The organism is Gilliamella sp. BG7, assembly GCF_046635565.1.
Classification (GTDB): domain Bacteria; phylum Pseudomonadota; class Gammaproteobacteria; order Enterobacterales; family Orbaceae; genus Gilliamella; species Gilliamella apicola_P.
This window is the reverse complement of the sequence record NZ_JBIDFB010000018.1, coordinates 19,275-29,469: the sequence shown is the minus strand read 5'-3', so window position 1 is coordinate 29,469 and position 10,195 is coordinate 19,275. Positions and strand designations below refer to the sequence as shown.

Here is a 10,195-nt window from a genome sequence, read left to right as displayed (position 1 = left end):
AAAAAAATGTCTCTCGTTGATTCGGGGCAGGTCAAGGTCAAGGGCGTCTCAGAATCTAAGGAAATAATCATTTTTTTTGCAAAAATTCAATCATTTTTTTTGTAATTTAAATTATTTTTTTTCAAAAAAATATAATATATCACTTGCGTTGATAAAGCAACTATAATATAATATTATCAACAAGTTAAGGTTAACTTGTTAATTTTAATCAAATTTATATCTACTACTTAGGAGATTTTTTTATGAACACTTATCACAAACACGCACCTAATTTATTCTTGGCTAAATGTGCAGAAAAACACAATAAAGACGATATTATTGAGGTTACTACAAAAAAAGGTAAAAATCATGAATGCATTGTATTTAATTTGGTTTTTGAAAGAGATGGCTTTTTTTATTATTCAATAATTCGCGCAGACGGTTTCAATGTGCAAACAAGAGCAAAAGCAAAGGCTGAAAAGTATAGTGATTGGGCTGAATTGGCTCACAACAAAAGCAACGACTATTTAAAAGCGGCGAATGAGGGAAGAGAATTTTTGGCTTTAGGTGAGCCGATCAAAGTAGGTCATCATAGTGAAAAAAAGCACAGGGCTTTAATTGATCGAAATTGGGAGCGAATGAGAAAATCAACTGAGTTCACAGAAAAAGCGGAACGACATGAAGAAAAAGCAGAGTATTGGGCAAAACGTGAACATAATATTAATATATCAATGCCTGAATCTTTAGAGTTTTATAAGTTTAAATTAGGTGAAGCGGAAAAAATTCACGCAGATTTAAAAAGTGGAATAGTTCAGCAGGATCATTCGTTTTCATTAACTTACGCAAAGAAAGACGTGAATAAATTTAAAAAATTACATGATTTAGCTGTTATTTTGTGGGGGTAAATAATGAAATTTAAGCTAAAATGATTTATAGTATAATTTTGCTTAACAGGTTAAAGCTTAACTTGTTAAGCAATCTAATTCACATCTACTACTTAGGAGATTATCAAAGTGAAAATAAATAAACTTACAAATAACAAAAAAGAAATAAATAGAAGCAATGCGATAAAAATCATTACCGCAATAGAAAAAAAAGAACCTATTAAATTTAGTGCTTGCACTGGAAAGGATTTTAAAGAAATTTTAGATTATATCAATAGATATATTAAAAATAAAAACGCTATAGAAAATATTTAATTAAATAAAAAGGGCATTGAAGCCCTTTTTATTTATTGTAATGTTTTATACTAAATAGTAAATTAATTGTTACCTATATTAATTTATTTATTGATATAAAATGGAACTTATAATTTATCTTTTACTTAAAAAAAATAATATTCTTTATTATGAACTTTACAAAAAAAGGATTTTATTTTATTTGATTTTTTCTTTTGTTATTTTAATAGATCTTTTTTTCTTTCTTTTTTATTATGATTTTTTTTCTAATGAAATAGCTTTTTTGTTGGCTGTTTTAATTACTTTACCGTTCATTTTTTTTATTAAAGTTATCATGAAGATAAAGAGAGAAAATAAAAAATTAATTTTTTATTTAGAAGATCTATATAAAAAAAATGGTCAAATGTTTATAGGTGACTATAACTATATAAATAAATTTTTATTGGAAAATAGATTTTGTACTTTAAATAAAGATGATTTCTTTATTAGAAGTGTTTCCAATCAATTAGATTTAATTTGTAAAAAATGGAGTAAAGAATTAGATGAAAAAGTCTGACATAAAGAAATTATCAATTGAAGAAATAGATAAGAAAATAATTCAATTAGAAGAAGAACGGAAAAAAAAAGAGGAACAAGCTAATTTCATTAAAGATATGCTAGATCAAGCAAAACAAAGAGGAATAAAGATAGAAGACATAAAGGAAGCGCTATTAGACATTAAAAGTAACAAAATTAGTAAAATAAGATATAGATTGATTATTAATGGAGAAGAGAAAGAATATTCAGGGAGGGGAAAAAAGCCCAAGTGGGTTATTGATTATTTGAATAGCGGGGGAAATTTAAAAGACATTGAAGTTTAGTAAAAAAACGCCATTATTTCTTAATGGCGTTTTTTTTAAAAGTATCCCATAATTTTTCAATAAAAAAAGAAACAAATACCGAGAGCAGTACTTTTTACTATCAAAGAACTTACACACCCCACGCACTAATAAAATTAGTGCTTTTTTTCTTTTTAATCATCAAGTTATACGTTAAAAAAAATGGTTGTTTTTTTTTGTGAAAAAAATATAATAATTCTAATAAAAAGTCCATTTTTTCTTATTAAGATTTTATTTTTTTTATTTTTTTTATTTTTCTAGAAATTTTGGTTAAAAATATTTTATACATGGTACTTTATTAATTTAAAAAAAGAGGTTATTATGGCACGAGTAATTCAGATATCTATTTCAGATAAAGATTATGAAATAATAAAAGATTTAATTTCAAAAAAAGAATTTATTGATTACGAAGGTAATTACATAACAAAAATAACTAAGGTAGGAGCATTTTTGTTTAATTTAGGTTTAAGGGTTCATCTTTCATCTAAACATAAAAATCATTTTGATATTAAAGAATATAGATATGAATTACTTAAAAGAGTATTACAGAATTTGCAATTATCCAAAGCATTATTTGATATGTTTAACGAGTTGCCAAATTTTGAAAATAGAAATTTAATTGATGAGTTTTTTAATAAAAATAATAAATCAATTAATTGGATTGAAACGGAAATGAATAAATTTTTTAATAAAAATGAGTGATGATAAAAATTATATTTTAAATAATGTATTGAGTGGTTTAATACCATATTGTTTTTTTAATGGTACGGTATTTAATTACAATAAGGGTTTTAAGGATAATATAAATGTCAATTTTTTTGAAAACTATTTTAAGTATAATTTTTCGCAAATAAAAAAAATAAATACACCGTTCGTTTATTTGTATGTTTTTTCGAATAAAGGGGTTTTAAAAATAGCTAATCTTTATTGTAAAAATCATTTTGATATAGACAGGTATAAGAAGACTAGCATTGTAATGTATATAAATACTTATGAGTTTAATGTTATAAAAAGTTTTTTGCCAAATTATGATGTAAAAAAATTTGATTCAAAGTTGATTGATTTTAATTCTAGAGGGTGGGTTGTTTTGTGGTTGTTTTCAACTGGTTTTACTAGAAAACAAATATCTGAATTTTTGAAAATTAGTTACGAAAATGTTAGTAAAAGATTGTTTAGAATTAAAAATAAATTTAAAGCATCTTCTTTAGAAGAACTTAAATTTTTTGTTCGGGATAGTGGTCTTATTTATACTCATATTCCATCACAATTTAATACTAATAAAATATTAAGAATAATTTAATGTCCCAAATTTTGGACGTTTAAAAGATTTATTATTTATATATTTTTCTTTTTATGTATTATTCGCTTTGTTAGCTAATGCTAACAATAATTAATATATACAAATAAGGAGAATATAAAAAATGACGAAAAATTTTTATTTATTAAAAAATATTGATTATAAAAAAGTATTTTTACCTTTTTTTGCGTTACTTGCTTTAGTCGTTTATTTTACTGCTCCAGCTTATGCTGATGATTTATTATCAAGTGGCGATACAGTAGTAAAAGATACACTGGGTAAAGATTCTAGTTTAGTGAAATGGATTTATATAGTAGAAGTTCTTGCAGGGCTTTGGGCTTTTGTAAAAACCAAAAACCTTGTTGTCTTACTTGGCTTTGTTGCGTTAATTGTTGGTACTTCTGTTGCTTTTTCTGCCATAGGTGTATAAATGTGAATGAAGAAATCGATAGATATCGGTTTCCTCAAATGTTAAACCAACCATTTCGCCTTTTCGGGCTTTTGCTTGACGAGGCGATTTTATTGTTAATACCAATTATTATTGGTTTTATTTCTAGTTATTACATTACTGGTTTAATTGTTGGGGGAGCTTTGATGTATTGTTTAAAAACTCTAAAAAGGGGAAAACCATCTACTTATTTATACAACTCTATTTATTGGTTTTTACCCAATTTTGTTCGAGGGTCGATGTTTAAAAAAATTCCTCCTTCCTATTTAAGGCATTGGATTAAATGAAATGATAATAGAAAAAGCTATAAATCAAACCAAATTATTGATAATACTTATCTTCGTCTCACTAGGTCTATTTCTCATCTCTTTTATTATTAATCTAGTTTTAGCTGTGGTTGTTTACAATTTAAAAAACCAATCTACAACGGTTGTGTTACCAATGAATTATAGCAACAAATATGTATTTAATAATAATAATTATGATATTAATTATTTAAGAGACATGGGAATATCATTTATTGATCTTAGACTAAATAATTCCCCTGAAACTGTTCACAAGAAACATGAGCTATTGCTGTCTTATGTAGATCCAAGTTGCAGGCCTGAAATTTCAGCAGTTCTTTCGGATGAGGAAAAAATAATCATAGAAGGTGATCTTTCATCGGCTTTTTATTATGAGGAAATTAGTCTTTATTCAGAAAGTGATATTTTTGAAATTACTGGAAAAATAAAAACTTGGTCTGGAAATAGATTTATCAGTGAACAGAAAAAAACTTATCGATTGAAAGTTAATTATAGAAATGGTCAATTTGTAATTTTAAGTTTTGTTGAAGTTAATGGTAATTAAATGAAAATTAAGTTTTTCAGTTTTAATTTATTTTTGTTATTAATAAATTTGTTGAGGTAAGGATGAGTAGGATATTAGTTTTTTTTCTATTAATAATATCTTTAAATGTTAATGCACAAGATGTTATTTATAAAACAGGCCAAACAGTTAATTTAGAGTTTAGTTATGTACAGCCCAATTATTTATCTGTTGACGGGGATGTTATTACTAGTGTTTCATCTGTTAATAATAGTCTAACGTCAGAAAGTACTAGTGGAGGAGGGGTTGTTATAGTATTAAGAAACCCTTATGAGTTTACTTTTATTGTTCAAACAAAAAACGGGTTGGTTATCCCTGTGCAGAGTACGTCAACCGATGGGCAGGGTACATACTCTAGAATTATTCCAGATGAAATAAAAAAGGCTAAAAAGCCGAAAAAATGGGAGAAGGGAAATTCTTATGAAAATGAACTTATTAACATCGCTGTCGAAATGATTAACAATCCCAGAATATTTACTTCGCAAAGAGCAACGAATAATACTTCACATAAATTTAAAATAGAAGGGTTAAAAATTAAACCTCAATCTGTTTATGTAGGCAATGCAGTTTATATTGTTAAATATCAAATAAAAAATATTGCTAAAGAAGAAAAACTGATTGATGAAACAATGTTTAAGGTTGATAAGCTTAGAGCAATATTTTTTGATAATTCCAATTTAAATTTAAAAACGAATGACATTATTAATATGTATCAAATTATTGCCATGGAGTAATATAAATGGAAAATATCAATAATAAATATAAAAAACAACAAATAATCCTTTTTTCTATTCTTTTCTCTATCATTATTTTTATTGCTCTAATGGGAATTTTTTATTTTAAAACTCAAAATAGTGATAAAAAAAATACAAAGACTGTTAAGAAAGAAACTCCCCAGCTAGTAGGTATAGTCAATCATACTTTTGATGAAAAATACACAAGTAGTGTACTTAAAGATAATCAATCGCTAGGTAGAGAGTTGGATAGAAAATACGAGACACTCCAGAATCAAGTTAAGAAAAAAGATGAAGAATTAGCTTTATTGAAAAACAAACTGGAAGAGCAAGATAATAAATTTAAAGAGATTTTAGATCAATATAATAAAAGGTTAGACGAAGTAGAAAAAAAGAAAGTTGGTAACCATTACAACATTGACCTAATGGATAACAATCCATATGGAAATCAAGGGGCTTTTAATCAAGATGGGTATGGTGAATTAGCTAACTCTAATCCAGTGCTAACAACTGTTTCAGTAAATAGAGAACTACTGGAAGAAGAAAATGAGTTGCCATATATCCCGTCGGGGAGTTTCGCTGAAGCAATTATTATAGAGGGAGCTGATGCTAATGCTAGTGTAACTGGTAATAATAATACAGATCCGATTCAGTTTAGATTAATTGGGAAAGTTCAAATGCCTAATGATCAGGAATATGACTTAACAGGATGTTTTATTACGGGTGAAGTTTATGGTGATATTTCTAGTGAACGAGGAAAAGCTAGAACTCATAGTATTTCATGTAAAAGCGATGATGAAGATAAAACTATCGATATGAAAATCAAAGGTCATGTTTCTTATGCAGGGAAAAATGGTATCAAGGGTAATCCCGTTATGCGAAACGGTAAAATTATTGCATGGGCTGGAGCAGCAGGGGTTTTGGATGGATTTGGAAAGGGTGCTGAATCCGCATCAGGTAAAACTGTCGGAGTTGGTGCTACAGCAGGAGTAGATGGTGGAGATGTTTTAAGATCGGCTCTTGGCGGTGGTGTGTCAACCGCTTCAAAAACGCTTTCTGATTACTATATAAAACGAGCAGAACAATATCATCCGATTATTGAAATAAGTTCATCAAATATAGTTACAGTCATGTTTCAAGAAGGTTTTCAACTTGAGTACAGGAAAAGTAAAGTAAACAACAATAAGGATTTACTCCAAAAAACAGATAACTATTCAAATCAAAATATACAAAGTTTTCTTCCGTCAGGAAGAGAAAATTCATTTGGTCAAATACAACCTAGCCCTTATGAATACAATCATCAAGAGCAAAGTAATTTAAACGAAGAAAAGATGGATAATGAAAATAATATTGAAAACGAAGTTGGTAACAGTAGTGCTGATGAATTGAAAAATATTTACCTGAATGATTATTTAAAAGGGGATAAATAAAAATGAGAAAAATATTAAGTCTTTTTATTGTGGTCGTTTTATCTGGTTGTGCAGGTGTTGAAACTGAATTTTCATGTAAGGCGACAACATCAGGATCATGTCAGACTGTTTCTGAGGCAAATAAGCTGGGAAAGCAAAAAACAACAAGTGTTAAATTAATGAACTCTAAACAGTTATCATTAGGTAGCGATGTTAAGTTATCTAAAAGTAAACAAATCGGGATTCCTGATAGAACTTCTGAAACAGTTTATAAAATATGGATAGCTCCGTATGTAGATGATAAAAATAATTTCCATAAAGAACAAAATATCTTTTTTACAAATGAACCAACCAAATGGAAAGGATTTGATTAATGAAAAGAAGGAAACCTAAAAAGATAAATAATAATTTTTCGTTTGATAGTATTATAAAACTTTTTCGAGATAACTTTTATAATATCAAAAATGATATTATAAAAAGGACGAACAAAACTGGCGATAATATTTTAGATACATTATTGGATTACCCATCTCTTTCTGATTTTCTTCCTTATTTCTCTTATGATCCTGAATGTAATATTTTTATTAATAAGAATAGTTTGGGGTTTATTTTAGAGATAGATCCTTTGATTGGTGCTAATGAATCTATTGTTAAATCCCTTGATGAATTTTTTAGAACAAAACTACCGAGGAAAGAAGTTCTCCAAGTAACACTATTATCTAGCAAGGAAATTAAAAATATCTTAGATAATGGATTGAAGCATGAAAAATGGAGTGGGGATAATGCATCTCATTTCAATAACATAACGTCAGCTTACTACCAAAACGCCGCTCTTAATCATTTTGATAATGCGAGAGATTATGGACTAACATTAAGAAATTACAGGGTCTTTATTACATATGGTGAAGAAAGAAAAGGTAATTTATCTACACAAATAAAAAACATGGAAAGCTGGTTAAAAATAATAAAATCAGGTTTAGAAGGTTCTTTTTTATTTGGAAACCCATTGGATCCTAAGGGGTTAATTAATCTAGTTAGTGAAATTGTTAACATGGATATGAATTCTGTTGTTAATAGTGTATGTAACTATGATGAAAACGAAACAATAGACAAACAGTGTATAAGTAAGGCAACTCAACTTATTGTAGAAAAAAACAATTTAAAAATAACTAGTAACAAAAAAGATACAGTAGGAATGACTGAAACTATCGTTACTAATTATATGATAAATGGAAATCCTGATACGTTTTTTTTGGGAGCATCTGCGAACAATATAGGATCTTTAATATCGCCGTCTCTAATGATAAGTTGTCCTTTTATTGTCACATTTATAATTGAGATTGAGGAGCAAGCTAAATCAGCTAATGAAATGACTACTAAATTTCTTGATAGGAATAAAAAAAGTCAAACTTCATTCGCAACATTTGTCCCGTCTGTTAAAAGAGAAGCAGAAGAATATGGCAAACTAAGAGAAAGATTAAACAGTAATATTTCTTCGTTAGCTATTTATTATTTTAATGTAACAGTTTTTTCTAAAAATTATGATGAAGCTAAAAAAAATGAACAAGATGTTTTAAATTGCTATCGCAATAATGGTATTCAGTTATCGGTAACTGAATTTATGAATTTTGTTAATTTTTCTGCCTCATTACCTTTTATGGCCCACGAAGGGATTTGGCACGATTTAAAACACATTAATGCGACAAACCGCAGTGAAGTGGTTCAAGCTGTCAATTTAATGCCCGTTGTTGCTGAAAACAAATTGGCACAATATGGTTTTTTAGCCCCGTCTTTTAGAAATCAAATATCATTTATAAATTTGTTCGATATGGGAACAGAAAACTATAATTGTGCAATTTGTGGTACGGCTGGCGCAGGTAAATCAGTAATTACTCAAGCTATTTTGTATGATGTTTTAAAAAGAGGTGGGAGAGAATGGATTATCGATTTAGGCGGATCATATAAAAACTATTGTGAAATAGTTGGAGGCGAGTATTGGGATGTAGCAAAGTTAAGGTTTAATCCTTTCGCTAACATTGCTGTTGATTTAGATAAAGAAGATCTAACTCGCAATTTAAAACAAATTAATATCGATGAAGATTCTCCTGAAGCGATGCTTGCCGCTTCTCTTAACAAAATTCATAAGCTTGTTTTAGTCATGGCTGATCCTGAGGGTACATATCTCGATCGGGTTTCTGAAGCTATATTCTATGATGCTGTTGAGTACGCATACTTCAATTATAAAAATAAGGCATTGATAGATCATATTGTTGAGTACTTTGAAAAAGAAAGAGCAAAAGAAAATAAATACAAAGAAAATACATTAGTTAGATTCGATGAAGCAACTTTGTTGCTCAAAAAATACACAACAAAAGGCATATACGGAAAATATTTTAACAGTGATACAGCCACCCTTACGGGAGATGCTCAATTAACGGTTTTAGAATTAGGATCGTTACAAAACACTCCTGATTTGCTTGCGACTACCCTTTTTACTCTAATTATTTCTATTGATGAATACATGTACCAAACTTCACGAGCTGTACCTAAAGTATGTGCTATTGATGAAGCATGGCGTTTACTAGGTGGAAAGTCTCAGCGTGTGGCCACTTTTATTGAAGTTGGCTATAGAACATCTAGGAAACACAAAGGTTCATTTATTACAATAACTCAAGGATTAAATGACTTTGCATTATCTTCTGCTGCAAGTGCCGCATGGGATAATTCTGCGATTAAAATTATAGCTAAACAAGACAACTTAGCTGTAGAGAGTTATGTTACTAAAAATCCTAATTTCTTCAAAAAAAACCAACTGGAATTACTAAAAACATTCGGTAATGCAAGTGTTAATGGGTTTAGTTCATTTTTGTTGGCTACTCACGGTGATATGTTTCCGTGTAGATTATTTTTAGATCCTCTTAGACGAACCCTTTTTTCTTCTACTGGTGAGGATTTCGAATATATTCAAAATGCCAGAAGAAATAATATTGATATCTCTCAAGCTATTTATGATCGAGCGTGTATTAAGTATTCAGATGAAATAAGAGGATTAGAAGAATGGATAACAGAAAGACAATTACATTAACTTTGGTAGCAAGTATTTTTTTTGTTAATCTCTTGTTAACTATTTATTTATGTTTATTTAAAGATGATAAGCCCAAAATGGTTAGTTTCGATATGAAAGAAACCGTTAATCTTTTTTTGTCTCAAGTGAATTCAGGCAATTTTGATGAAGACCAAATTAACAATATTACACAAATATTTAATACTGCATTAGACGATTCCATTAAATCATATTCTCATAGTCATAATGTATTGATTCTTGTCAAGCCAGCAGTAGTTTATGGTATTGATGACGTAACAGAAGATATACAACAACTAATATCTGAAAAAATGGTCAATTAA

At 28.4% G+C, this 10,195-nt stretch carries 14 protein-coding genes; all 14 read left to right on the top strand.

The window, feature by feature from the left end:
- Positions 1–242: 242 nt before the first annotated feature.
- The 14 genes from ACGH49_RS10445 to ACGH49_RS10380 all read left to right on the top strand — a co-directional run bounded on the left by ACGH49_RS10445 (position 243) and on the right by ACGH49_RS10380 (position 10,195).
- Positions 243–884, top strand: a complete 642-nt coding sequence (locus tag ACGH49_RS10445) for a DUF3560 domain-containing protein (protein ID WP_411589309.1) — start codon at positions 243–245, stop codon at positions 882–884.
- Positions 885–992: 108 nt separating this feature from the next.
- Entirely contained in the window at positions 993–1,178 is a 186-nt protein-coding gene (locus tag ACGH49_RS10440) for a hypothetical protein (RefSeq protein ID WP_411589308.1), read from the top strand.
- A gap of 100 nt (positions 1,179–1,278) precedes the next feature.
- Positions 1,279–1,713, top strand: coding sequence for a hypothetical protein (locus tag ACGH49_RS10435; protein WP_411589307.1), 435 nt, complete (start codon positions 1,279–1,281; stop codon positions 1,711–1,713).
- A complete protein-coding gene (locus ACGH49_RS10430) occupies positions 1,700–2,017 on the top strand; it encodes an H-NS family nucleoid-associated regulatory protein (protein ID WP_411589306.1) in 318 nt (105 codons plus the stop codon). The genes ACGH49_RS10435 and ACGH49_RS10430 overlap by 14 nt, the downstream gene beginning before the upstream one ends.
- A gap of 339 nt (positions 2,018–2,356) precedes the next feature.
- Positions 2,357–2,737, top strand: coding sequence for a hypothetical protein (locus ACGH49_RS10425; RefSeq protein WP_411589305.1), 381 nt, complete (start codon positions 2,357–2,359; stop codon positions 2,735–2,737).
- The gene (locus ACGH49_RS10420; protein WP_411589304.1) at positions 2,730–3,335 is read left to right on the top strand and encodes a helix-turn-helix transcriptional regulator; all 606 of its coding nucleotides are present in this window, start codon (positions 2,730–2,732) and stop codon (positions 3,333–3,335) included. Before ACGH49_RS10425 ends, ACGH49_RS10420 begins: the two co-directional genes overlap by 8 nt.
- Before the next feature lie 121 nt (positions 3,336–3,456).
- Positions 3,457–3,762, top strand: coding sequence for a type IV conjugative transfer system pilin TraA (locus tag ACGH49_RS10415; protein ID WP_411589303.1), 306 nt, complete (start codon positions 3,457–3,459; stop codon positions 3,760–3,762).
- Positions 3,763–3,764: 2 nt separating this feature from the next.
- Positions 3,765–4,067 (top strand): type IV conjugative transfer system protein TraL, encoded by a 303-nt coding sequence (traL, locus tag ACGH49_RS10410; protein ID WP_411589302.1) that lies wholly within the window; start codon positions 3,765–3,767, stop codon positions 4,065–4,067.
- A 1-nt stretch (position 4,068) separates the two neighbouring features.
- Positions 4,069–4,629, top strand: a complete 561-nt coding sequence (traE, locus tag ACGH49_RS10405) for a type IV conjugative transfer system protein TraE (RefSeq protein WP_411589301.1) — start codon at positions 4,069–4,071, stop codon at positions 4,627–4,629.
- Between the two features lie 62 nt (positions 4,630–4,691).
- Positions 4,692–5,381, top strand: a complete 690-nt coding sequence (locus ACGH49_RS10400; protein ID WP_411589300.1) for a type-F conjugative transfer system secretin TraK — start codon at positions 4,692–4,694, stop codon at positions 5,379–5,381.
- 5 nt (positions 5,382–5,386) lie between these two features.
- Complete coding sequence (locus ACGH49_RS10395; protein WP_411589299.1) at positions 5,387–6,811, top strand: TrbI/VirB10 family protein; 1,425 nt, start codon at positions 5,387–5,389, stop codon at positions 6,809–6,811.
- Positions 6,812–6,813: 2 nt separating this feature from the next.
- On the top strand, positions 6,814–7,164 hold the full coding sequence (locus ACGH49_RS10390; protein WP_411589297.1) for a TraV family lipoprotein: 351 nt from the start codon (positions 6,814–6,816) through the stop codon (positions 7,162–7,164).
- Positions 7,164–9,875 carry a type IV secretion system protein TraC gene (gene traC, locus ACGH49_RS10385; RefSeq protein WP_411589296.1) on the top strand — a complete coding sequence of 904 codons (2,712 nt, stop codon included), beginning with the start codon at positions 7,164–7,166 and terminating at the stop codon, positions 9,873–9,875. The genes ACGH49_RS10390 and traC overlap by 1 nt, the downstream gene beginning before the upstream one ends.
- Complete coding sequence (locus ACGH49_RS10380) at positions 9,848–10,195, top strand: TrbI F-type domain-containing protein (RefSeq protein ID WP_411589295.1); 348 nt, start codon at positions 9,848–9,850, stop codon at positions 10,193–10,195. The genes traC and ACGH49_RS10380 overlap by 28 nt, the downstream gene beginning before the upstream one ends.

Bases quoted from the DNA above. Each gene is read 5' to 3' on its own strand.
- ACGH49_RS10445 (WP_411589309.1), top strand. From the start codon at position 243: ATGAACACTTATCACAAACACGCACCTAATTTATTCTTGGCTAAATGT.
- ACGH49_RS10435 (WP_411589307.1), top strand. From the start codon at position 1,279: ATGGAACTTATAATTTATCTTTTACTTAAAAAAAATAATATTCTTTAT.
- ACGH49_RS10430 (WP_411589306.1), top strand. From the start codon at position 1,700: ATGAAAAAGTCTGACATAAAGAAATTATCAATTGAAGAAATAGATAAG.
- ACGH49_RS10425 (WP_411589305.1), top strand. From the start codon at position 2,357: ATGGCACGAGTAATTCAGATATCTATTTCAGATAAAGATTATGAAATA.
- ACGH49_RS10420 (WP_411589304.1), top strand. From the start codon at position 2,730: ATGAGTGATGATAAAAATTATATTTTAAATAATGTATTGAGTGGTTTA.
- ACGH49_RS10415 (WP_411589303.1), top strand. From the start codon at position 3,457: ATGACGAAAAATTTTTATTTATTAAAAAATATTGATTATAAAAAAGTA.
- traE (WP_411589301.1), top strand. From the start codon at position 4,069: ATGATAATAGAAAAAGCTATAAATCAAACCAAATTATTGATAATACTT.
- ACGH49_RS10400 (WP_411589300.1), top strand. From the start codon at position 4,692: ATGAGTAGGATATTAGTTTTTTTTCTATTAATAATATCTTTAAATGTT.
- ACGH49_RS10395 (WP_411589299.1), top strand. From the start codon at position 5,387: ATGGAAAATATCAATAATAAATATAAAAAACAACAAATAATCCTTTTT.
- ACGH49_RS10390 (WP_411589297.1), top strand. From the start codon at position 6,814: ATGAGAAAAATATTAAGTCTTTTTATTGTGGTCGTTTTATCTGGTTGT.
- traC (WP_411589296.1), top strand. From the start codon at position 7,164: ATGAAAAGAAGGAAACCTAAAAAGATAAATAATAATTTTTCGTTTGAT.
- ACGH49_RS10380 (WP_411589295.1), top strand. From the start codon at position 9,848: ATGGATAACAGAAAGACAATTACATTAACTTTGGTAGCAAGTATTTTT.